Here is a 22568-nt window from a genome sequence, read left to right as displayed (position 1 = left end):
CACTCCTACTGATTGAATTTCTCTTCGATGGTCTTGTTTTTTCCGAGAACCTTTGCCGCGGCTTCTTTTCTCTGAGCGCTCAGACGTCCGGCGAGCTCCTCGTCGGTGATGGCCAGCATCTGAGCGGCCAGCAGCCCTGCGTTCTTCGCGCCGTCGATTGCAACGGTTGCAACCGGGATTCCGCCCGGCATCTGCACAGTGGACAGGAGCGCGTCCAATCCGTCCAGGGTTGAAGATTTTACCGGGATTCCGATAACCGGCAGAGTGGTGTTCGCGGCGAGCGCACCTGCGAGATGAGCTGCCTTTCCGGCAGCCGCGATGATGGCACCAAAGCCCCGGTCGCGGGCAGACACGGCGAATTCCTTCGCCTCATCCGGCGTCCTGTGGGCTGAAAACACATGTACTTCGTAAGGGACGTCCAGTTCCCGGAGCGTCTCGATCGCCTTCTCCACGACCGGGAGATCGCTGTCGCTTCCCATGATGATTCCGATTTTTTTCATTGATTCTGTACCTCCAAAAAATACAAAAGTATCCGTGTTTAACTTTACCATAGATATTTTTTATCTTCAATATTCGTTCCGTAAAAAACCGTAAAAATGCACACTTCTGCGGATTTCTCCCATCTTTTTCCGTTAAAATACGAATATTTTTATAGATATTCCCAATTATAGTTCGCTATAATGGGAATCAAGATACGACTGAAGTATTATCACCGCCGCCTGCTTATCGATAACTTTTTTTCTCTTGCTCCGACTGACATCGGCTGCAATCATGACCTTTTCTGCCTGTACGGTCGTCAGCCGTTCGTCCTGCCATACGATTTCAATTCCCTTCATGCCGGTGCTTCGCATTTTGTTCTCCAGCATTCTGCGGAAATCACGAACTTTCTCTGTCTGACTGCTGTCTTCTCCGTTCATAGACAGCGGCAGACCCATCACGATTACGTCGCATTCATACTCTCTGACATAATCCAGTACTTTGCCGGAGTCTTTTCGGATTCCGACACGTTCAATTGTTGTAATGCCCTGCGCGGTAATTCCCAGCGGATCGCTGACAGCAACACCGATTGTTCTGTCCCCCACATCAAGTCCTATTTTTCTCATCAGCTTATCATTATCCTTTCAGATCACTTTGCCCTGTTCATATTTCTTCTCATAATTAAAAAGAGCGAGTGAAAATACCCGCTCCCGTTCTTAGCAGATCTATTTCTTCAGATATTCCTTCAGGATCTCCTCCAGAAGATCATCGCGATCAATTCTGCTGATCATCAGCCTCGCATTGTTGTGGCTTGTGATATAGGAAGGATCCCCGGACAGAATATAGCCTACCATCTGGTCGATTCCGTTATAACCTCTCTCTTCCAGAGCGTCATATACAGACTCCAGAACCTCCTTGGTCGTTCTCTGTTGTGTCTTAGCAGCGTCAAACATTATAGTCTTCTTGTCCATTTACAAGGCCTCCTGTTCAATGATTCATAAATGAATCGAATCTATCTAATGCCTATTATACTATGCCAGAAGCTCTTCTGCAACCTTAAATGCTTCAGAAATACCTTCCGGATTGCGGCCGCCGGCCTGTGCCATATCGGCCTTACCGCCTCCGCCTCCTCCGACTTTGGCGGCGATCTGCTTGATCATCTTTCCGGCGTGAAGACCGCGGGCGGTCAGATCATCCGTAAGTGAAACCAGCAGAGTAACTTTCCCGCCGCTGACTGTTGCGAACACCATTGCCGTATGGTCGCAGGCCGCCCGGATTTCGTCGGAAAGACTGCGGAGATCGTTCATGTTATAATCGCTGAACTGCTTCGTGATCAGGCGGACTCCGTTGATTTCCGCAGCGTCACGTATCATGGCATCAAGACTGCTGTCCATGGCGGCTTTTTTAAATTCTTCGAGTTCACGTTTTGTATCCCGAAGTTCCGCCATCAGCGCGGAAGCCCGCGCCGCAACCTGATCCGGCCGGGACTTCATTGCCTCGGATACCTCCGCGACTGTCTCCTCTGCCCTTTTAGCTGCATCCAGAATGCCGGTTCCTGTAACGGCAACAATACGGCGAACTCCGGAGGCGACTCCGGATTCACTCATGATTTTCAGTGCACCGATCTGGCCGGAATTGGACACATGCGTGCCGCCGCAGAGTTCGACGCTGAAATCGCCGCAGCTGACTACACGGACACGCTCTCCGTATTTTTCGCCGAACAAAGCCATAGCCCCCATTTTCTGCGCCTCAGCGAAGGATGTTTCCGTGGTCGTCACAGGAATGAATTCGCAGATCTTCTCATTGACAAGCTGCTCTGTCTGTGCGATTTCCTCAGGCTTCATAGCGGTGAAGTGGCTGAAGTCGAAACGAAGCTCTTTTTCGTTCACAAAGGATCCCGCCTGCTCTACATGTGTGCCCAGAACCTCACGGAGAGCTTTCTGAAGGAGATGCGTTGCTGTATGATTTCTCGCAGTCTGATTGCGCAGTGCAGCGCTGACAGTACTGCAGACTGTATCTCCTCTCCGGATCACACCTTCGGTGACGGCTCCTTTGTGAGCGAATACACCTCTGGACTTCGTCGTATTCAGAATTTCCACGCGGCCATTCGGAGTAGACATAAAACCTTTATCGCCTACCTGACCGCCTCCTTCCGCATAGAATGGCGTCTGATCAAGATAGATGACTGTCTGATCGCCTGCTGTCGCCTCCTGGACGGGTTTGCCGTCACGATAGAGTGCAAGTACGGTTCCGCTGCCGCTGAGCGTGTCATAGCCGTGGAACACCGTTTCCGGAACGTCTATGTCCGTGTCGCCTTCTTCCCATCCCAGTTCTTCCGTATTCTTCCGTCCTGCCCGCGCCGTGTCGCGCTGCTTCTGCATGCAGGCGCTGAACCCGTCCGTATCGGCGGACATTCCGTTTTCAGCCAGGATTTCCTTTGTCAGTTCCAGAGGAAATCCGTAGGTGTCGTAGAGCCGGAACGCTTTTTCTCCGTCCAGCACCTTCTCGTTCTGATGTTTCAGTTCTTCGATATATTCGCCGATAATGGATTCCCCCTGTTCGAGAGTCGCCATAAACTGCCGTTCCTCGGCGGAAATGATGTTTTTGATGTAATCCTGTTTTTCGGTCAGCTCCGGATAGGCTTCGCCGGATACGGTGATGACCCGATCCGCCAGTCCGGCCAGGAATCCGCTCTGAATCCCAAGCATGCGCCCGTGGCGGGCCGCTCTCCGGATCAGGCGGCGCAGTACGTAGCCGCGACCTTCATTAGACGGCGTGATAGTATCCGCGATCATGAAAACCATGGACCGCAGATGGTCAGTGATGATACGGATGGAAACGTCAGCTTTGTCGTTACCGGATTCATAGGGGATTCCGCATAGTTCAACTACTCCGTCCAGGATGTAACGGATCGTGTCCACGTCGAAGATTGAATCCACATCCTGCATCAGGCACGCGATGCGCTCCAGACCCATTCCCGTATCAATATTGGGATGAGCCAGGTCAGAATAACTGCCGTCCTCTTCCTTTGAAAACTGAGTGAATACATGGTTCCAGAATTCGATATACCGGTCGCAGTCGCAGCCCGGTCGGCAGTCCGGCTTTCCGCAGCCGTACTCAGGCCCCCGATCGTAGAAAATCTCTGAATCGGGGCCGCAGGGGCCAAGCCCGATTTCCCAGAAGTTATCTTCTTTTCCGAGACGGACGATCCGTTCCTCCGGGAGTCCGAGACTTCTCCAGATATCATGGGCCTGTTCGTCATCCTTATAGATTGTGGCCCAGATTCGATCCTCAGGCATTTTCAGTACCTCAGTGATGAATTCCCATCCCCAGGTGAGAGATTCCTTCTTGAAATAATCTCCGAACGAAAAATTCCCCAGCATTTCAAAGAATGTCCCGTGGCGGGAGGTCAGTCCCACATTGTCGATGTCTCCTGTACGGATACATTTCTGACAAGTCGTCATTCTCCTGGAAGGCGGCGTCTCCTGTCCTGAAAAATACGGCTTCAGCGGCGCCATTCCGGAATTGATGATCAGCAGTGACTTGTCGTTTTTCGGAATCAGCGATGCGCTCTTTCCCGGATAATGTCCCTTGCTGACATAAAAATCACGGAACATTTTTCTTATTTCGTTTAAACCTTTCTTTTCCATTTATGTTAAGTCCTCCAAATTTGCGATGATACTGTATTATACATCATTTATCGGTATTTCTCAATGATTCGGATGATTTCTCGTTCTACAGATGTGAAATCTTCTGTTTCAAAGGAATAGATTTTCATTTTCGATTCTGTGCCGGAGGGACGAATCGCCAGCGTACTTCCGTTTTCAAGCCAGAACTGGACAACGTCTGCCCTGGGAAGCCCGGTATCCTCCATATAATCAATTTTACGCAGGATCCGCCGTCCGCCGATGGAATCTCCGATTTCTCCGCGGAAATATTCCATAATCTTTTCCATAGCTATGCGGCCGCGTACCCCCTGGAAGTAGTAGTTTCGGATTTTATCGACGCAGATTCCGTACTCCTCATACAGCTCATTCAGGCGGTCTACCGGATCTTTCCCGTAGCTTTTGTGGAAGGCCGCCATCTCTACGATCAGCATGGCGCTGCTTACGCCGTCCTTTTCACTGATGAACGGGCTGAGCAGATAACCGTTGCTCTCTTCAAAACCGAAGTAAAAGTCCTCCGGCCGGCCTTCTTCCCGCAGTCTTCTGATCAGATCTCCGATATACTTGAAACCGGTAAGTGTATTGACCACTTTCATTCCGTATCGTTCTGCGATGCGCTCTCCCAGCGGTGACGTTACGATGCTCTTCGCGACAATCTGGCCCGGTCTGGGGGGACGTATATGACAAAGGTAATCGAGCAGAAGCACGCCCAGCTGGTTGCCTGTGAGCAATGTCCGCATTCCCTCATGGTAAAGTGCCGCGCCGACACGGTCAGAATCCGGGTCAGTGGCGATCAGCAGGTCACCTCCTGCGATATCCGCCCGCCGGAAGGCTTCATTGAAGGCCAGTATCTTTTCCGGATTCGGCTGCGGACAGGTGGGGAAATTCTCATCAGGATACTCCTGTGTCCGCACAATTTCAAAGTTCTTATATCCGATACTTTGGAATACCTGACGGACATATTTACGGCCGGCACCGTTCAGCGGCGTGTAGATAGTTTTCAGCTGATTGAGCCGATCCGGCTCAATACGGGTCGACAGTGCTGTGATGCTTCGGACGAAATCTTTTCCGATTTCCGGATCCACGGTCAGGACTCCGTCATCATTGTAAGGAATCGCATCGAAAAAGTCGATTTTTTCGATTTCGTTCAGGATGCTTTCAGGCTCTTCGCCGACAATCTGATATCCCTCGCTGTTGTAGACTTTATAACCATTATAGATTTTCGGGTTATGGCTGGCGGTGATCATGACGCCCATGTCGCACTTCAGTGTACGGATGGCGTAGGAGAGGCAGGAAACCGGCGTCAGTTCCCGGAAGATCCATGTCCGTATTCCGCTTCCGTTGAGAACCCGTGCGGTTTCCCGGGCATAATAAGCAGAACCCGCTCTGCTGTCATACGATATTACAGCAGAAGGCGATCGGAACCTGTGGTTCATGTAGTTCGCAAGACCGGCGCTGGCGCGCCGAATCACAATCCCGTTGATCCGGTTCGGTCCGGGTCCCAGAAGCCCTCTCATTCCGGATGTCCCGAAAGTGAGATGGCAGTAGAAGGAATCCGTCAGCTCTTCCGGATTATCCACCAGCGCACGAAACTCTTCATAATATTCATCGCCCTCGCGGATCTGTTCGCTCCAGCGAATATATTCCCGTTCCGCGTTGCGTGTGATTTCGTTCATATCCATAAGCATTATTTTATCACAGCACGCCGTATTATGAAACTGTTTTCCGGGAGAAAAAGGAACGGCGGCTCCGAAAAAACACAAAATAAAAAAGAGCGGCGCACCGTTTTTTACAGATGTGCCACTCCTTCTGTCAGATGTCTGTTTTCTTTTACAGAAGGGCCTGCTATTATTCTTCGCCGCCCTCGTCATCGTCGTCTGCGTTGGGATCGAATCCCTCCAGACCTTTATAATGCTTTCCGTTCTTCTGCGCGTAATCATAAATCGCGGATTTGATTGCGTGATCCGCCAGAACGGAGCAGTGAACCTTGACCGGAGGCAGTCCGCCCAGCTCGTCGATGATGGTTTTGTTGGTGATTTCCAGAGCCTCCTCGACAGGCTTTCCGATAATCATTTCAGTTGCCATGCTGGAAGAAGCGATAGCGCTTCCGCAGCCGAAGGTTTTAAACTTAGCGTCCTTAATGATGTCGTCCTCGATTTTTACCTGGACCTGCATCATGTCACCGCATACCGGGCTTCCGTATACGCCTGTGCCGTCCGGGTTTTCCATCTCTCCCACGTTTCTCGGATTCATGAAGTGATCCATTACTGTATCATTATAAAGTCCCATATCAGTTCCATCCTTTCTGACTGTTTACTGAGGAAATCTCTCTCAGTCTTTCTACAACCTTGACCAGGCATTCCACTGTGTAATCAATATCTTCCTTTGTCGTGAAATCTCCGACAGTGAACCGGATTGTTCCGTGTATCATCTCGTCAGGCACGCCGATCGCCGACAGCACATGTGACGGCTCCAGTGACTTGGAGGAGCAGGCGGAGCCTGTGGAAACCGCAATGCCGAAACTGTCCAGCAGGAGCAGGATCGACTCGCCCTCGATGTATTCAAAGGTGATGTTGGCGTTTCCGGGATGACGGCGGCTCATGTCAGCCGGTCCGTTGAGATATACGTCAGGAATTTTTTCCATTATCTGCTGTACCAGATAATCTCTGAGTTCTGAGCAGTGGCGGACGTGATTTTCCAGATTCTGTTTCGCCAGTTCCGCAGCCTTTCCGAATCCAACGATTCCCGCCAGATTCTCTGTGCCAGCCCGTTTTCCCATTTCCTGGGCTCCGCCGTGAATAAAGCTTGGAATACGAACGCCTCTTCTTACATAGAGAGCGCCCTCCCCCTTCGGCCCGTAAATTTTGTGAGAAGACATGGAAAGCATGTCGATGCCGGCCGCCTTCACGTCGATGGGTGTATTTCCCACAGCCTGAACAGCATCTGTATGGAACAGGATCCCGTGCTTGTGAGCAACTTCCGCCAGTTCCCTGATGGGCTCGATGGTTCCGATCTCATTATTGATATACATGATACTGATCAGAACCGTATCGTCGCGAATCGCTTTTTCCAGTGCTTCCGGTGTGACGGTCCCATCCTTTTCCACGTCCAGATATGTGACCTCATATCCGTTCTTCTCCAGAAACTGGCAGGTGTGCAGCACTGCGTGATGTTCGATTCTGCTGGTGATAATATGGTTACCTTTGCCCTTGCTCTTCATGTCGTTGGCGATACTCTCCAGAACCCAGTTATCGGATTCACTTCCGCCGCCGGTGAAATAAATCTCCTTGGGCGAGGCTCCTATCAGATTCGCAACCTGCTCTCTCGCCTTATCGATCGCCGCTTTGGATTCAAGTCCAATGGTATATAAACTGGATGCGTTGCCGAAATGCTCGGTAAAGTACGGCAGCATCTCCTTTAATACTTCGTCCCTGACCGGTGTCGTCGCTGAATAGTCAAGATATACTTTTCTGCTCTCCGTCATGTTCTTAGCTCCTTTTCTGAATTAATCTATTTCGTTTATACCATATAACCTCATTTTCAAACAGCGAATCCATTATTTTAGGCACAAAAAGAGACCGGAACGCCGGTCTCGCGGTCTTTCATGACTTTTTCTTATCATCTGTCCATTCGATGCGATCCAGCTGTGCCTTGAGATTTGCCCGAAAACTGTCGATGTATTCCTCCCGGAGGAGCCCCTGCTCAAGTTTTTCCTCTTCGGTCAGTCCTTCGCTTTTCGCCTTATGGGCCAGCTCGTTAATCCGATCGATTTTTTCTTTTGTGATCATATCCCTCTCGCCTTGTATCTCTGCTGGTGTAATGTCTGGTCTGTGCCGGCAAAGCGCTGCGGAACCCTGCCGGCACAGAACATATTGTATCAGATTGCTTCCGGATTTTCAACATTGATCCGCCAGATGACGTAACTGAGCACCTCCGTCGCAGTCGGACGTCTGGTGATCTCCTCAGGGAAATAAGCGCGCAGTCTGTCTTTCATCCTGTCCGGATCCTTTTGCCACGCCGCAGCGATAGCCTTTCTGACGCATTTTTCCACGTTGCAGGGGGAAATGTTATTGATTTCTCCGACCATGACATATAAGCCCTTCTGAATCTGGTAAAGAAGATTCATATTTTCCCGTATCAAAAGGCAGCAATCACATAAATACAGGTAACCCGTCATGCTGGAATGGATTCCGAGTTCGCGAACATGACGCCCTATCTCGCAATACAGCATACTGTTTCTTTTCTGATTCATGATTGTTCTGATGATCCTCCCTCAATTATTTCAGCTGCAAATAACTCTGCGCAAACTGCACACACAACACATGATAAATATTACCTCTTTATGTTTAACCTGTCAATATATTCTAAATTAAATGGTAATATTTTCCTTCATTTTCTCAAAGGTCTTTTCCCCGATTCCGCTGACATTCTTCAGATCCTCGATACGCTTAAACGGACCGTTCTGTGTCCTGTAATCAATGATTTTCTGTGCAGTCGCCGGTCCGACTCCGCTGATCTGCTGAAGTGCCGTGGAATCTGCTGTGTTAATGTTGATTTTGTCACCCGGAGCGGATACCGATGCCGACAAAGAATTTTCTGCTGTGCCGGTACCCGGCGCCCCTGCGGTTTCCCCTTTCTCAGGGATCTGAATCTTCTGCCCGTCCTTCACCTCCTCCGCCTGATTGAGTGCAGATGTGTCCGCCTTCTTCGTCAGCCCGCCGGCTTTTTCAATCGCTTCAAACACACGATCCCCAGAATTCATTTTGTAGACGCCGGGTCGGGCGACGGCTCCTCCTACATCCACATAGAGAATGCCTTCTGAGGAAGATTTCCTCTCGCCTGCGTCTTCCTTTGCCGCCGGAAATCCTTCAGAAACGGTAATTGTGTCATTCTTCTCTTTCATCCCATAAAACAGAAAGGCGGTGATAATGATCATTATCACCGCTAAAAGCTTTATGGAATTTCTGTTTTCAGTCAGCTTTCGCAGACCCTGCCTGAGTTTCTCCATATCCATATTGCCTGTTCCTTTTCCTGTACTTTCCTTCGTGAATCGGTTCCTTTCTCTTTTATTTCTTCCATTATTTTACATCCATCGGATCGCATAGTCAAGAGGCAGAATCAGTCCGTTCCGCGTCACGTCAATTTCATACCGCCGGCAGGAGAGCCCGGTGAAATCCAGAAAAGAACGGATGACAAGCTCCGGACTCAGGTTGGATGCGCTGCCGCAGTCGAGTTCCAGCCGGATGCGCAGCTTCCCGCGGCATCCTTCTTCCGTCGTCATCGTCCGGATTTTTTCGCGGATGTCAACTTCGCGCAGTTCTTTGCTTTTTTTCTGTTTCTTTTGAACAATAATCTGCTTCTGTTCCAGATAGCGCTTCGTTATCGCAGGGAAATCCTCTCTGTAATACGGCACCGGGAAACAAACGGTATAGACAGCTCCGGAAACAGACGCTGCCAGAGATTTTTTTTCTTTTATTTCTCCGCACCGGACGATTTGAATTCCCTCCGGAAGATTTTTCTGCAATTCTGTCAGAAACCGGTGCGCGCTTACCGGCTCTTCGGTTTCAATCTCCAGCCACTCCGCGTCTGCCTCGTAGCCCAGTGAAAGCGGCTGCGCGAGGCTCATCCTGGGATGGGGATTATATCCCCTGCTGTACTGCAGCTCGATGCCGGCCCGTCGGAACGCCCGTTTCATAATCCGCTGCAGATCGAGATGAGATGTGTATTTGATGTAACCACGCTTGGAAAATTCCAGCACATATTTAAACATGAGATCCCTCCTGACTGCAGTACGTATATTGATTCACGCCGCATCCAGAGCAGCCGGAACGACAGTCTGCCGTTGTCATCGCCTGCTCTGCCTTCCGGTTCTCCCGGAGCAGAAAGTCCTTTGTCACACCGCTGTCAATCACATCCCAGGGGAACACCTCGTCGCAGGATCGTTCCCTCTCTGTGTAAAAACGGTAGTCAACCTCCCAGTTTTGCAGGAGTTCGTTCCATTTATCACGGTCAAAATATTCACTCCATCCGTCGAACCGGCATCCCGCCCGGTGTGCGTTCAGCAGCAGCTGCCCGCATCGGCGGTCGCCCCGTGCGAATACAGCCTCGCAGGTGCTGACGGCGTCATCATGGTAATTATACGTGACGCCCTTGATCCGGAGGCGTTCCGTCAGATAATCATGCTTTCGCTTAAACTCCTCAGTAGAATTCTGCGGGAACCACTGGAACGGTGTATGTGCCTTTGGAACAAAGTTGGAAATGCTCACGGTCACATTGAAGCGTCCGCCCCGTCCGGAACGCTTATGAATATTGATGATGTTCTTCGCAATTTCGGCGATTCCGTCCAGATCCGCATCCGTTTCAGAGGGCAGACCGATCATGAAATAAAGTTTCACATGACGCCATCCGAGTTCAATCGCCTGCTCCACCGCACTGTAGATATCCTCCTCAGTGATTCCTTTGTTGATCACATCCCGCAGTCGCTGTGTTCCCGCTTCCGGGGCAAAAGTCAGACCCGATTTCTTGTACTTCTGAATCTCCTCGAGCACCTGGAAGGAAAAGCTGTCCAGACGCAGCGACGGCAGAGAAAGGGAGACATTGCGTTCCCGGCAGTACTCTGTCAGTTCCATGGCAAGCCCCTCAAAATCCGAATAATCGCTGGTGGAGAGAGACATCAGCGCCAGTTCGTCATGCCCTGTACGCTTAAGCTGTTCTGCAGCGATCCTGAGAATATTTTCCCGGTTCCGTTCGCGAACAGGACGGTAAATCATTCCGGCCTGACAGAACCGGCATCCCCGGGTACATCCGCGGAAAGTCTCCACCACAGCCCGGTCATGAACGGTTTCAATCAGCGGGACGATGTTGTTTACCGGATATTCCGCGTGATTCAGATCACTGACGATCGCCTTGCGTACCCGGTCAGGCGCTCCGTACCACTTTTTTTTGTACTCGAGAACGACTCCCGACGCATCGTAAACCGGCTCATAGAAGGACGGAACATAAACGCCCGACAGTCCTGCGGCACGTTTCAGCGTTTCCTCCCGGGACAGCCCCTGCTTACGGCATACACGAATAAGTTCCAGAAATTCCGGAAGCGCTTCCTCTCCATCGCCGATCAGGAACAGGTCGATGAAATCCGCAAGAGGCTCTGGATTGAAGGCACATGGCCCTCCGGCGATCACCAGCGGATCTCTCTCGCTCCTCTCGTCGGAACGCAGAGGAATCTCTGACAACTCCAGCATATTGAGGATATTGGTGAACGACATTTCATACTGCAGCGTGAATCCCAAGAGATCCATCTCCCGGCAGGGAGTCTTTGTCTCCAGCGTGAACAAAGGATAATTCTCCCGGCGCATAAGCGCCTCCATGTCCGGTGCGGGTGCAAAAACCCGTTCGCAGCATATCTTTTCCATTTTGTTCACAAGATTGTAGATGATCTGCAGACCCATATACGACATTCCGATTTCGTACATATCCGGAAACGCAAATGCGAAACGCAGTTCGGTCTCGGCCGGGTCTTTCACGACGACGTTCACTTCATTTCCGATATAGCGTGCCGGTTTCTCAACTTGTTTCAGCAGATAATCCAGCGGAGGACGGAACAGACTGTCCACGGTACGTCCGATCACAGCCTCGATCTGATCCATATAACCGCGGGTCATTTCTCTGGCCGCCAGAAGGTGTCGTGTTCTCTCGGGATTCTCACCTTTTTTGTGAATCAGATAATCGACTCTTTTGTCCAGACCCACATACTCGTCCTCGCGGACGAGGCGGTCACCGAGACATACGAGATCTGTCTCACTGATCTGGCTAATGTCTCCGAATTTATAGAACATGTGAACTCGAACGATTGCAGCCTCGTCGTAAAAGCCGTCCGCCTCCAGCATGTCTGCTGCAACCTGCTCGTGATGCTCCTGCAGACGTGCGACATCGTGAATAAGACCGGCATACCGGATCAGTCCGATATCCAGGTCATATCCATGGCGATTCAATTCCTCCGCAATTCTCACAGCCGTTTTGCTCACCGCCTCGCAGTGAGCGATGACATGCGGGGGAGTTTTGTATTTCCTAAAATATTCAAAGCAGTCTTTTTCCGTAAGTCGTCTGGACTCTGACATGTCCGACCTCCTCGTTGTCAATACTCGTCATAATATTCAAATTCGTAGTCAAAGATGCGGATCGTATCGCCTTCTTCCAGCCCCATTTCTATCATCTTATCGATGGCGCCTTTCTTCTCAATGTATTTATACAGATACCGGAGAGAGCCGAAATCGTTGAAATTGGTGGAGTCAAAAATCTTTTTCAGCTGTTTTCCTGTGACGACGTAGGCTCCCTTCTCCCGGGCAACATACACCTCCCGGTAGTCCGGATCGATATCGTCCGTTTCAAAGTCAAAGTACTGATACTCCGGTTCCGGCTCCGGCTCTGCAAGCGCCTTCTGAAGCTCGGCCAGCGCCGCATCGAGAAGGGCGGGAACGCCCTGACGAATCGGTGCGGAAACCGGAAATACCCGGTATCCTCTGGACTCGACGTATTCCTTGAATTTCAGATATCCGGGTGCATCCTCACCGATCAGATCAATTTTGTTGGCAGCGACGAGCATCGGTTTGCGGGCTACAGATTCGCTGTATTTCAGCAGCTCACTGTTGATCTTCTCGAAATCTTCAATGGGGTCGCGTCCTTCGCTTCCGGATACGTCCACAACATGTATCAGAACCCGCGTACGTTCGATGTGTTTCAGGAATTTCAGTCCGAGTCCGAGTCCCCGGTGAGCGCCTTCAATGATCCCCGCGATGTCTGCCATTACAAAACTGGTATCATGAATGTGCACCACGCCGAGATTCGGTTCAATCGTTGTGAAATGATAATTTTCAATCTTCGGCCGCGCACTGGTGGAAACCGCGAGAAGACTGGATTTTCCAACATTCGGAAAACCTACAAGTCCGACGTCTGCAATCATTTTCAGTTCGAGAATGATCGTGCGCTCACGTGCCTCGGTTCCGGCTTCCGCGAAGTTCGGTGCCTGCCGGACAGAATTTTTATAATGTACGTTTCCCTTGCCTCCGCGGCCTCCTTTTGCGGCAACAAAGGACTGTCCGTCCTCCACCATGTCCTGCATGACAAGTCCTGTCTTTTCATCAATAACGACGGTTCCCTGCGGAACTTTAATAACGAGATCCTGACCGTTCCGGCCGAATTTCTTTTTTTTCATTCCGTCCTGGCCGTTCTCAGCAGCGTATTTTTTTTTGTAGCGGAAATCCATCAGTGTTCGCAGGTTTTTATCTGCAACGATAACGATATCTCCGCCCTTTCCTCCATCGCCTCCGTCCGGCCCGCCTTCCGGGACAAACGGTTCCCGGCGGAAAGACACGGCCCCGTTTCCGCCTTTTCCGGATCGGATTTCAATTTTCGCTCTGTCTACAAACATCTATATCCCTCTAAAATCAAAAACAAGCCCCTACTTGCATAGGGGCTCCTGGTGTTTTATGCTTCCTTCGGATAGACACTGACCTGTTTTCTGGTCTTGTCTTTTCTCTCAAATTTTACAGCGCCGTCAATCTTGGCGAACAGCGTATCATCACCGCCGATTCCCACATTATTGCCTGGATGAAGCTTGGTACCTCTCTGTCTTACCAGAATGCTTCCTGCTGTAACGAACTGACCGTCACCAGTCTTGACGCCTAAACGTTTGGACTCGGACTCACGACCGTTCTTAGAGCTTCCTACTCCCTTTTTACTTGCCATAGACCGTACACCTCCTTACTGAATGACAATCCTACTGAGCGTTTTCAATCGTCTCAATGATCACTGCCTTGGTGGCCTTCTCATCAATTTCGATATTATGTTCCTTTGCATAGGCAATCAGCTCATCCTTTTTCATGGACGCTGAAACCTTTTTCTCTTTAGCTTCCGGAGTCTCGGTTTCCTCTGCCTTCGGTTCGGATGTTTCTGCCTCCGCAGGCTTCTCCGCCTTTTTCATCTCTCCTGTGAGACTTGTGATCTGTACCAGAGAATACGGCTGTCTGTGACCCTGTTTCTTTCTGTAATCCTTCTTGCTCTTGTACTTGAAGATGATCACTTTCTGGCCTTTTCCGTTTTCCTTGACCTCGCCGACAACCTTGGCTCCGTCCACATACGGCGTTCCGACCTGAATTCCGTTGTCATCACTCAGCACGAGGACTTTGTCGAAAGCGACAAGTTCACCAGCCTCAACTCCCAGCTTCTCCACAGAAAGCACATCACCTTCCTGAACGCGGTACTGCTTTCCGCCGGTTTCAATTACTGCATACATATTTCTGTTACCTCCTCTTACCAGTCTCGCCTTTTCGGGTAGCGCATACGCACTTTAAAGGAACCCTTTCCGAGCGGTCTAACTTAGTCAGTTTAGCACATAAAAGAAGGCTTGTCAAACTATTTTCAGTCCTTAGTCCGGATTTAGTCCTTAGTCTGGATTTTCAGTCCGGATTTTCAATCCATCAGACGTATATCTACTCCGGTATAGGTCCGGTGAAGTCCGTTAAGGCGGATTCCCGCACTCTCGCATTCTGCCTCTCCGCACTGATTATCGATGGGATCTATCCGCGAGAACTTTTTTTTCGGTATAAGCTCTGCCTGCATCTCGTTATTGATCGGAATGCGATATGGATCCAGATTCCCGAAATAAAAGTTCCACTGCGCCGTGTTGCCTTTCGCACAGGCAGAGTTTCCGTAAGACGGATCAGTATACAGCCATCCGGCTTCCGGAATCCAGAACATCGCCCAGTCATGTTCTCCGACATGTTCAGGAGAAGCGATAAGTCCGGACTGCCAGCGGGCGGGAATCCCGCTGATCCTGCACAGCGCGATGAAAAGTATCGCCTGCACGCCGCAGTCCCCCCGCAGCGACGCCGCAGCAGATTCCGCGATGCTCTCAACCGCGAAATAATCACGCATAAAGCGATATTCCATCCGGGTTGTCACAAAATCATAAATCAGCCTCGCCCTTCGCAGCGGCGAAAATTCATTCCCGCATATCTCGTCCGAAAGAGCTTTCAGATATGGTGAGAAAATAATATGCGGGAGTTTCTCCGAAAGATACGGTTTAACATTTTCCGGATATTCGATTATTCCCTGTCCCGGTACATTGAGTCTGTAATCATTCGCTGTGCCTGACGGAGGAACCAGCGCGATTCCGTCTGTAATCCTGCCGAGTGCTTCCATGTCGGTAACAGGATATGTCGTGGTCAGCGAATATTCAATTTCAAAGGTCAGGTTCTGTGCGGCCGTGTCCCGGAAGCAGACCGTCGGCTGCAGTTCGTCTTCCTCCGGAAGCCTGACCGGTTTCCGCGAGGATCGGATTAAACGTACATCACTGATCTCCGCAGTCTTATGCGGAAAAGGCATATGAACCAGCAGCGATTCTCCCTCCCGGACATCTTCTCCGTCGATTCGGATACTGTGTATGATATGGATATGTGCCGCCAGACATTTCACCGTGCCGGATTTTTCAACGCATTCATCTTTCAGCCGCGAATCTTCCTCCGGCCTGCGAGCACGCCTTCGGTATTCCGGATAGGTCTCCAGCAGCGTTCCGCGAAAGCTGTCTATGAACCGGACTTCCCCGTTCAGATAGATCCAGTCGGCGCGCGACTGAATACGGAGCGTCTCAAGCTCCTCTGCGGTAAAATCCGGAATGATTACCTGCATCATTTTTACGGCCTCGTCTGGAGAAATCGTGTACCGCCTGCGCAGTACCGTGATATTTTCCAGCTCGTATTCCAGACGCGATCTCATCGCCCGAGACAGCAAACGGTCGGAAAGGCGGAATTGAATCATTTTTATTTCGTTCTCGAAATGTCCGCTCATCCGCTCGGCAAGAATGTCGTCGGGAAGCGGAACGGTCAGATATTTAAGTTCATCGTTCTGCATGGAAGAATCTCCCTTCTGCTGTTACAGAGCAGTCCGTTCTGCGAAAATCTATTCGATGATCACGCCGTCCTCATCGACGACAATGTCCTCTGGTACCGCAGGTGTATCAGGAGCATCTGCGGTCTGCCCCTCGCCGGCGTCAAGAGTATCCATGACCTTCCGTCTGATTTCCTCCAGGGTTTCCGGATTGGCTTCCAGATAGTTCTTTACATTTTCACGTCCCTGTCCGATGCGGTCGCCGTTGTAACTGAACCATGAGCCCGCCTTTTTCACGATTCCTTCGTTGACGGCACAGTCGAGCACATCGCCGGACAGCGAAATGCCTCTGCCGTACATGATATCGAATTCGGCTTTTTTAAAGGGCGGAGCAACTTTATTCTTTACGATTTTAACGCGGGTGCGGTTGCCAAGCATCTGATCGCCCTGCTTGATGGTTTCTATCCGTCTTACATCCATGCGCATGGAAGAGTAAAATTTCAGCGCGCGTCCGCCGGTTGTAACCTCCGGATTTCCGAACATGACACCGACCTTCTCACGGAGCTGATTGATAAAGATAACGCAGGTATTGGTTCTGTTCACAGTTCCCGTCAGTTTACGGAGTGCCTGCGACATCAGTCTCGCCTGCAGGCCTACGTGGGAGTCGCCCATTTCTCCCTGGATCTCCGCCTTCGGCACCAGGGCGGCGACAGAGTCGATGACGATCACGTCGATAGCGCCGCTGCTGGCCAGCATATCGCAGATTTCAAGAGCCTGCTCGCCGGTATCCGGCTGTGAAACCAGCAAGTCGTCTATCTGCACCCCAAGATTCTTCGCATAAACCGGATCAAGAGCATGCTCCGCATCGATAAATGCGGCTTTACCGCCGGCCTTCTGTGCTTCTGCCACGATGTGAAGCGTCAGCGTTGTTTTGCCGGAGGATTCCGGTCCGTAGATCTCGACGACTCTTCCTCTCGGTACACCGCCTACCCCCGTTGCCATATCAAGACTCAGAGAGCCGGTGGAAATCGTTTCTATATTCATATGAGCGCTTGCGTCACCCAATTTCATGACTGCACCTTGCCCGAACTGCTTCTGTATGCGGGACAGTGCATCATTCAGCGCCTTCTCCCGTGCATCTTTTTCTGTTGATTTTGCCATTCCTTACCTCCACAAAGAACATTTGTTCTTATTTTATTCTACATGAAACCGGTCTTTTGTCAAGTCTTTATTCCCGTCGGTCACTCGTGCTTTCTCCTCGTCCGAATAACGCAACGCAGTCTTCTATGCAAGCGTTTACATGAAAAACAAACGATGCATTTTCCGGCTGAAAGCCATAGCGGGTGGAATATGTATCTGAATAATATGTAAATAAATGGTAACCACACTATATCACGATTACCATTTAATGTCAATTTATTCTTCTTTCAGAGTGTTCACGACCAGACGAAACATCGCAATAACTGCATCACGGCGATTCCGGCTCCGGCTGCAGCTTCCTGTCTGCAGCATCTCAACCTGAACCTTTCCGCAATGACAGCAGCCGATATAGACTGTTCCAACCGGCTTTCCGGGGAGTGCCCCGTCCGGACCGGCGATCCCGGTTACGGAAACACAGATATCGCTCCCTGTCTTTCTGTACAGGCCTTCTGCCATCTCCCGGGCGACCTCCGCGCTGTAAACTGTATGAGTCGCCAGCGTTTCCTTCCTGACGCCAAGTTCCTCCATTTTGGCACGCTCAGTATAGGTGACAAGCCCCCTGTCAAATACACCGGAGATTCCGGGAACTCCGGTCAGTGCCGCCGCAAACAGTCCGCCGGTACAGGATTCACAGCAGGATATTGTAATATGGTTTTCTACAAGTTTTCTTCCCGCTGACCGAATCAGCAGACGTTCTGATGCACTGAAGAGCCCTTCGCTGAAAAAATCTTCTGCTGTTTCAGTTCTTCCGCCGTTCATGATTTGCTTTCTTCCTTAAACACATTGCTGTTTTTGACGATGTATTCGATTCCTGAATAGACAGTCATGATCAGAGATGCCCATAGGAATCCGTATGCCAGATAGTAAATGATCTGTTCCGCGCCGCCGGCGTTTCCTTTCAGTGCCAGCATGAACAGCAGCAGAGGTACTGCGATCATCTGAAGCACTGTCTTGGCTTTGCCGCTCATGGCCGCCGCGATGACGATTCCGTCGGATGCTGCGACAGTACGGACGCCGCTGACGACAAATTCACGTGCCAGGATGACGATCAGCATCCAGGCAGGAATCGTTCCGTCGCCGATCATCAGGCAGAACGCAGAGTACACGAGAATTTTGTCTGCCAGAGGATCCATGATTTTTCCGAAATTGGAAACCAGATTGTATTTCCTGGCGATTTTTCCGTCAAGCATATCCGTGAATGACGCCGCGATAAAGATGATCAGTGCGATTATAAAGTACCCGGTCAGATACGCGGCGATGAAAAACGGTACCGCGATCATACGGCAAACCGTCAGTTTGTTCGGTAAATTCATTTTAAACCTCCCGGCCCTCCAGATCATAGTCAAAGGCCTCTAAAATCTCCACATTAACGATATCTCCAGGACAATGCTCCCTCAGTGGCGTGAAAATCACCGAATTATCGATATCCGGAGCGTCATAGCGAGTCCGTCCGATACAGGATCCGTCCTCATCAGTTTCATCCACAATCACCTCCAGAACCTGCCCAAGCTTGCTCCGGTTGTTCTCCAGCGAAATTTCCATCTGGCGCATCATGATACTGTCAAGCCGCTGCTGTTTGATTTCCTCCGGAATCTGATCCGGCATTTCCGCGGCAACGGTACCGTCTTCCCTGGAATAAGGAAAGACACCGAGTCTGGCGAACCGTTCATCCTCTGCGAAACGGTACAGAATATCGAAATCCTCATCGGTCTCTCCCGGAAATCCGACGATCAGTGTTGTACGGATATGAATATCCGGAATCGCATTCCGAAGCCGGTCTATGGTTCCGCGCAGCGAAGCCTCCGTCGAGTGCCGGTTCATACGATCAAGTATCCGGTCACTGGCATGCTGGATCGGAATATCGATATAGTTACAGATCTTCTCTTCCTCAGCAATGGTCTGAATCAGTTCGTCTGTAATCCGATCCTCATAGCAGTACATCAGACGGATCCATTGAATCCCGTCGATGCGGCACAGGCTGCGGAGAAGCTCTGCGAGAGCCGGTTTCCCCCGGAGATCAGTTCCGTAATAGGTCAGATCCTGAGCAATAAGAATCAGTTCCCGGCATCCGGCCTCCGCGAGCCGATGGGCCTCTTCCATTACCGCTTCCGGCCGTCTGCTTCTGTAAGGTCCGCGAATCCTGGGAATAACACAGTAGGCACACGCATTGTCGCAGCCTTCTGCAATTTTCAGGTAGGCGGTATACAGATTTTCCGGCAGGTGCCGGTGTTCCTGTTCTTGTTCGATGGCGGTCAGGTCGCAGGGATTGCTGACGACAAAACGCTCTGAACCGGGTTTTGTCATCTGATCCAGAAGCTGAGGAAGACGGTCGTAGTCGTTGACGCCAAGAAATCCGTCCACCTCAGGAAGTTCGTCAAAAAGTTCCTGCGAGTACCGCTGTACAAGGCAGCCTGAAACGATCAGTTTCCTGTCCTTTCCTTTTTGTTCCGCCATACGGAAAATCTCGCTGATAGATTCCTTTTTCGCGTCATCGATGAACCCGCAGGTATTTACGATAAAGACATCCGCATCCTCCGGCGTCTCTGCGATTTCATAGCCTTTTTCTTCCAGGATTCCCATAGCCATCTCAGAATCGTTGAAATTCTTGGGACATCCCAGGGTGTCAAAATATACTTTCATGGATTTGTTTCCTGTGTCTTCTCCTTTAACTCTGCCAATTCTTCCTCACTCATCAGAACCTGCCTCGGCCTGCTGCCGTCCTGTGGTCCGACGATACCTCTTGCCTCCATTTCATCGACGATACGGGCAGCGCGGTTATATCCGATACGATACCGCCGCTGAAGCATAGACACCGAGGCCTGTCCCTGCATGACTACACATTCAATGGCGTCCGGCAGCAGTTCGTCAGCGTTGTCGTTTTTATCCGGGAGCATGGTGTTTCCGCTTTCGATGGTATCTATGACCTCGTCGGAGTAATCCGCTTCGCCCGACTGCGCCTTCACAAAATCAATCACTCTCTGCACCTCTTCGTCAGAGACAAAGGTTCCCTGGATGCGCACGGCACTGCCTACGCCCAGCGGATTAAACAGCATATCGCCCTTTCCGACAAGATGCTCCGCCCCGCCGCGATCCAGAATCGTTCTGGAATCAGCCTGCGAAGAAACTGCAAAGGCGATTCTGGAAGGAATGTTCGCTTTAATCACTCCGGTGATGACATCCACGGAAGGTCTTTGCGTTGCAACGATCAGGTGCATGCCTGCTGCTCGGGCCATCTGTGCCAGCCTGCAGATCGATTCCTCAACCTGGTTGGGCGCTGCCATCATCAGATCCGCCAGTTCATCGATGATGATCACCACCTGAGGCATCACCATATCCGCATTTCCATCAGCCTTCATTTTCCGGTTATATGAACCGAGATCCCGCACATTTGACTCCGCAAACATCTTATAGCGATTGGTCATCTCCACAACAGCCCAGCTCAGGGCCGCCGCAGCTTTCGACGGATCAGTGACAACCGGAATCAGAAGATGCGGAATACCGTTATAATTTCCAAGCTCCACTACCTTTGGATCAATCAGAACCATTTTCACCTCATCAGGATTGGCCTTATACAGGATGCTGGTAATGATGCTGTTGATGCAGACGCTCTTTCCGGAGCCTGTGGAGCCGGCAATCAATAAATGCGGCATACTTTTCAGATCAGCGACAATGGGCTTTCCGGCGATGTCCTTACCTACCGCGAATTCAATCCGCGACTTCGCATTCCGGAATTCTCTGGAATCGATGATTTCGCGGAGCCGCACCATATTGATCTTATCGTTTTCCACTTCAATTCCGACGACGGCCTTTCCGGGAATAGGTGCTTCGATGCGAATACTCTTCGCCCGGAGATTCAGCGCGATATCGTCGGCAAGATTGACGATCTTGCTGACCTTGACGCCAACGTTGGGCTGTATTTCATATCGGGTGATTGCCGGACCCTGAGTAACCTGAACCACTCTGGCATCGACATTGAAATTCTGCATAGTCTCTTCCAGAAGGCGTGCTTTGTTCTTCAGATCGTCGTTCAACCCCCGGCGATCCGGGGTCTGAGGCTTGTCCAGCAGATCAATCGGCGGCTTCCGGTATTTTTTTGTGTGAGTTTTGTCCACGGATTTCGTCAGCGCCGCAGCACCGTTCCTCAGCCCGAGTCCCTCGCCGATCTCAGCGGCTCCCCGGGCGATTTCACTGGCAGAAGCCTTTCGCCCCTCGTAATTCTCAGTATTAATTCCGGCTTCCTGCGAGTTGTGAATCTCCCCGTCTAGACCATATCCGTCTCTAGGCGTATGAATTTCTTCAAGTCCCCGTTCAATTTCCACAGGCTCCATGGTGTCACGGCCATCGGAATCCCGCCCGAAGGGATCCCCCTTTCGGATAAAATCGACCACATTGCTTCCGGCGTGCCGCCGTCCGTCAAAATGCCTTGCTCTCTCTCCTGTCGCATCCTCATAGGGCGTGACGATGCGGATATCGCCCGATCCGGCCGGGGGATCCGCCGCGCCGTTTCCGGCTTCCAACGCGTTTCTGACATCCTGTCCGGATCCTGCCTGACCCGTCCGCGAAGAAGGCTGCGGCTCATCTGCGGACAGACGCGACTGCTCCCGCATAAGCTGACGTTCCTCACGCCTGTCTCTGGCTGATTCCAGTGCGTTGGACAGCGGCGTATTGACCAGGAACAGTAAACTGATCAGTGCAATGACAAAGGAAAAAATATAGAGTCCGGCCTTGCCGATCCACCGCACAAGAAGCGTGCCTGCGGACATGCCGAAGACACCGCCTCCGGTAAGGCTGACGCCATCATTAAAGAACTGGTAAGGTGTAATCACAGTATGTGCCGCATCGATGAATCTTCCGGAATTCAGGAGACAGAACATCAGAAGCATTACAATACAGGCCAGAAGCGATTTCCCCGAGAAATGGCTGGCCTTGTGGAGCATCAGGAGGAATCCGATTAAAATCAGATACCAGGGCAGGATCAGGCCGACTAAACCGAAAATCCCTTTCAGAATGTCGCCCAGCGCATTCCCGAACTGACCGGCAGCCTGAAACTGCACGGCAATGAAAATAAAAGCCCCGACTGCGATATAAACGATGCCCCATATGATGTCATCAATCAGCCGGCTTCGTTTCCGCTCCTCCTGCATTCCCCGGATATCGGCTCTCGCAGCGGCCTCCTCAGGCGTATCTTCCTTTTTTCTCCGCCGCCCTCCCGCACTCTGAGAGTTCACGGAACGCTTTGACCCGCCGGAGGAAGCTGCACCGCGCTTTCCTCCTGAGCTGCTCTTTGTATTTTTTCTGCTTTTATTCTTTACGTTTGCCAATCCATACCCTTCCTTTGCTGTT

The 22568-nt window shown here is 51.0% G+C and carries 20 protein-coding genes and 1 pseudogene; all 21 read right to left on the bottom strand.

Annotation, left to right across the window (positions count from 1 at the left end):
• Nucleotides 1–5 precede the first annotated feature (5 nt).
• The 21 genes and pseudogenes from purE to FYJ64_RS07150 all read right to left on the bottom strand — a co-directional run bounded on the left by purE (nucleotide 6) and on the right by FYJ64_RS07150 (nucleotide 22546).
• A complete protein-coding gene (gene purE / locus FYJ64_RS07250; protein WP_154574516.1) occupies nucleotides 6–500 on the bottom strand; it encodes a 5-(carboxyamino)imidazole ribonucleotide mutase in 495 nt (164 codons plus the stop codon).
• A gap of 165 nt (nucleotides 501–665) precedes the next feature.
• Nucleotides 666–1103, bottom strand: a complete 438-nt coding sequence (gene ruvX, locus FYJ64_RS07245; protein ID WP_154574515.1) for a Holliday junction resolvase RuvX — start codon at nucleotides 1101–1103, stop codon at nucleotides 666–668.
• 99 nt (nucleotides 1104–1202) lie between these two features.
• A complete protein-coding gene (locus FYJ64_RS07240) occupies nucleotides 1203–1448 on the bottom strand; it encodes an IreB family regulatory phosphoprotein (RefSeq protein ID WP_075711898.1) in 246 nt (81 codons plus the stop codon).
• 60 nt (nucleotides 1449–1508) lie between these two features.
• Nucleotides 1509–4127, bottom strand: a complete 2619-nt coding sequence (gene alaS, locus FYJ64_RS07235; RefSeq protein ID WP_154574514.1) for an alanine--tRNA ligase — start codon at nucleotides 4125–4127, stop codon at nucleotides 1509–1511.
• 47 nt (nucleotides 4128–4174) lie between these two features.
• Nucleotides 4175–5824, bottom strand: a complete 1650-nt coding sequence (locus tag FYJ64_RS07230) for a phospho-sugar mutase (protein ID WP_206045584.1) — start codon at nucleotides 5822–5824, stop codon at nucleotides 4175–4177.
• Nucleotides 5825–5990: 166 nt separating this feature from the next.
• Nucleotides 5991–6431, bottom strand: coding sequence for a Fe-S cluster assembly scaffold protein NifU (gene nifU / locus FYJ64_RS07225; protein ID WP_154574512.1), 441 nt, complete (start codon nucleotides 6429–6431; stop codon nucleotides 5991–5993).
• 1 nt (nucleotide 6432) lies between these two features.
• A complete protein-coding gene (gene nifS, locus FYJ64_RS07220) occupies nucleotides 6433–7626 on the bottom strand; it encodes a cysteine desulfurase NifS (protein ID WP_154574511.1) in 1194 nt (397 codons plus the stop codon).
• Nucleotides 7627–7744: 118 nt separating this feature from the next.
• Nucleotides 7745–7930: a DUF896 domain-containing protein gene (locus FYJ64_RS07215; RefSeq protein ID WP_154574510.1), complete on the bottom strand. Its 186-nt coding sequence runs from the start codon at nucleotides 7928–7930 to the stop codon at nucleotides 7745–7747.
• Nucleotides 7931–8019: 89 nt separating this feature from the next.
• Complete coding sequence (locus FYJ64_RS07210) at nucleotides 8020–8394, bottom strand: sporulation initiation factor Spo0A C-terminal domain-containing protein (protein WP_154574509.1); 375 nt, start codon at nucleotides 8392–8394, stop codon at nucleotides 8020–8022.
• 117 nt (nucleotides 8395–8511) lie between these two features.
• Nucleotides 8512–9150, bottom strand: coding sequence for a helix-hairpin-helix domain-containing protein (locus tag FYJ64_RS07205; RefSeq protein WP_206045583.1), 639 nt, complete (start codon nucleotides 9148–9150; stop codon nucleotides 8512–8514).
• A gap of 75 nt (nucleotides 9151–9225) precedes the next feature.
• A complete protein-coding gene (locus FYJ64_RS07200) occupies nucleotides 9226–9912 on the bottom strand; it encodes a TIGR03936 family radical SAM-associated protein (protein ID WP_154574507.1) in 687 nt (228 codons plus the stop codon).
• A complete protein-coding gene (locus FYJ64_RS07195) occupies nucleotides 9905–12259 on the bottom strand; it encodes a TIGR03960 family B12-binding radical SAM protein (RefSeq protein ID WP_154574505.1) in 2355 nt (784 codons plus the stop codon). The genes FYJ64_RS07200 and FYJ64_RS07195 overlap by 8 nt, the downstream gene beginning before the upstream one ends.
• A gap of 17 nt (nucleotides 12260–12276) precedes the next feature.
• Nucleotides 12277–13569 (bottom strand): GTPase ObgE, encoded by a 1293-nt coding sequence (gene obgE / locus FYJ64_RS07190; RefSeq protein ID WP_154574504.1) that lies wholly within the window; start codon nucleotides 13567–13569, stop codon nucleotides 12277–12279.
• 56 nt (nucleotides 13570–13625) lie between these two features.
• The gene (gene rpmA / locus FYJ64_RS07185) at nucleotides 13626–13886 is read right to left on the bottom strand and encodes a 50S ribosomal protein L27 (RefSeq protein WP_075711906.1); all 261 of its coding nucleotides are present in this window, start codon (nucleotides 13884–13886) and stop codon (nucleotides 13626–13628) included.
• 244 nt (nucleotides 13887–14130) lie between these two features.
• Nucleotides 14131–14433, bottom strand: a pseudogene (gene rplU, locus FYJ64_RS11675) (50S ribosomal protein L21); the annotation flags it as partial.
• A 176-nt stretch (nucleotides 14434–14609) separates the two neighbouring features.
• Nucleotides 14610–16049, bottom strand: coding sequence for a transglutaminase-like domain-containing protein (locus FYJ64_RS07175; RefSeq protein ID WP_154574502.1), 1440 nt, complete (start codon nucleotides 16047–16049; stop codon nucleotides 14610–14612).
• A 48-nt stretch (nucleotides 16050–16097) separates the two neighbouring features.
• Nucleotides 16098–17186, bottom strand: a complete 1089-nt coding sequence (recA, locus tag FYJ64_RS07170; RefSeq protein ID WP_154574501.1) for a recombinase RecA — start codon at nucleotides 17184–17186, stop codon at nucleotides 16098–16100.
• Nucleotides 17187–17441: 255 nt separating this feature from the next.
• Nucleotides 17442–17984, bottom strand: coding sequence for a CinA family protein (locus FYJ64_RS07165; protein WP_154574500.1), 543 nt, complete (start codon nucleotides 17982–17984; stop codon nucleotides 17442–17444).
• Entirely contained in the window at nucleotides 17981–18538 is a 558-nt protein-coding gene (pgsA, locus tag FYJ64_RS07160) for a CDP-diacylglycerol--glycerol-3-phosphate 3-phosphatidyltransferase (protein WP_154574499.1), read from the bottom strand. Before pgsA ends, FYJ64_RS07165 begins: the two co-directional genes overlap by 4 nt.
• 1 nt (nucleotide 18539) lies before the next feature.
• On the bottom strand, nucleotides 18540–19865 hold the full coding sequence (gene rimO, locus FYJ64_RS07155; protein WP_154574498.1) for a 30S ribosomal protein S12 methylthiotransferase RimO: 1326 nt from the start codon (nucleotides 19863–19865) through the stop codon (nucleotides 18540–18542).
• Entirely contained in the window at nucleotides 19862–22546 is a 2685-nt protein-coding gene (locus FYJ64_RS07150) for an FtsK/SpoIIIE family DNA translocase (RefSeq protein WP_154574497.1), read from the bottom strand. Before FYJ64_RS07150 ends, rimO begins: the two co-directional genes overlap by 4 nt.
• Between the last annotated feature and the right edge of the window lie 22 nt (nucleotides 22547–22568).

Source organism: Hornefia butyriciproducens, assembly GCF_009695915.1.
Classification (GTDB): domain Bacteria; phylum Bacillota; class Clostridia; order Peptostreptococcales; family Anaerovoracaceae; genus Aminicella; species Aminicella butyriciproducens.
Note: the sequence above shows the minus strand (reverse complement) of the source record. Positions and strands in the feature narration are given on the sequence as shown.

Bases quoted from the DNA above. Each gene is read 5' to 3' on its own strand.
- purE (WP_154574516.1), bottom strand. From the start codon at position 500: ATGAAAAAAATCGGAATCATCATGGGAAGCGACAGCGATCTCCCGGTC.
- ruvX (WP_154574515.1), bottom strand. From the start codon at position 1,103: ATGAGAAAAATAGGACTTGATGTGGGGGACAGAACAATCGGTGTTGCT.
- FYJ64_RS07240 (WP_075711898.1), bottom strand. From the start codon at position 1,448: ATGGACAAGAAGACTATAATGTTTGACGCTGCTAAGACACAACAGAGA.
- alaS (WP_154574514.1), bottom strand. From the start codon at position 4,127: ATGGAAAAGAAAGGTTTAAACGAAATAAGAAAAATGTTCCGTGATTTT.
- FYJ64_RS07230 (WP_206045584.1), bottom strand. From the start codon at position 5,824: ATGGATATGAACGAAATCACACGCAACGCGGAACGGGAATATATTCGC.
- nifU (WP_154574512.1), bottom strand. From the start codon at position 6,431: ATGGGACTTTATAATGATACAGTAATGGATCACTTCATGAATCCGAGA.
- nifS (WP_154574511.1), bottom strand. From the start codon at position 7,626: ATGACGGAGAGCAGAAAAGTATATCTTGACTATTCAGCGACGACACCG.
- FYJ64_RS07215 (WP_154574510.1), bottom strand. From the start codon at position 7,930: ATGATCACAAAAGAAAAAATCGATCGGATTAACGAGCTGGCCCATAAG.
- FYJ64_RS07210 (WP_154574509.1), bottom strand. From the start codon at position 8,394: ATGAATCAGAAAAGAAACAGTATGCTGTATTGCGAGATAGGGCGTCAT.
- FYJ64_RS07205 (WP_206045583.1), bottom strand. From the start codon at position 9,150: ATGGAGAAACTCAGGCAGGGTCTGCGAAAGCTGACTGAAAACAGAAAT.
- FYJ64_RS07200 (WP_154574507.1), bottom strand. From the start codon at position 9,912: ATGTTTAAATATGTGCTGGAATTTTCCAAGCGTGGTTACATCAAATAC.
- FYJ64_RS07195 (WP_154574505.1), bottom strand. From the start codon at position 12,259: ATGTCAGAGTCCAGACGACTTACGGAAAAAGACTGCTTTGAATATTTT.
- obgE (WP_154574504.1), bottom strand. From the start codon at position 13,569: ATGTTTGTAGACAGAGCGAAAATTGAAATCCGATCCGGAAAAGGCGGA.
- rpmA (WP_075711906.1), bottom strand. From the start codon at position 13,886: ATGGCAAGTAAAAAGGGAGTAGGAAGCTCTAAGAACGGTCGTGAGTCC.
- FYJ64_RS07175 (WP_154574502.1), bottom strand. From the start codon at position 16,049: ATGCAGAACGATGAACTTAAATATCTGACCGTTCCGCTTCCCGACGAC.
- recA (WP_154574501.1), bottom strand. From the start codon at position 17,186: ATGGCAAAATCAACAGAAAAAGATGCACGGGAGAAGGCGCTGAATGAT.
- FYJ64_RS07165 (WP_154574500.1), bottom strand. From the start codon at position 17,984: ATGAACGGCGGAAGAACTGAAACAGCAGAAGATTTTTTCAGCGAAGGG.
- pgsA (WP_154574499.1), bottom strand. From the start codon at position 18,538: ATGAATTTACCGAACAAACTGACGGTTTGCCGTATGATCGCGGTACCG.
- rimO (WP_154574498.1), bottom strand. From the start codon at position 19,865: ATGAAAGTATATTTTGACACCCTGGGATGTCCCAAGAATTTCAACGAT.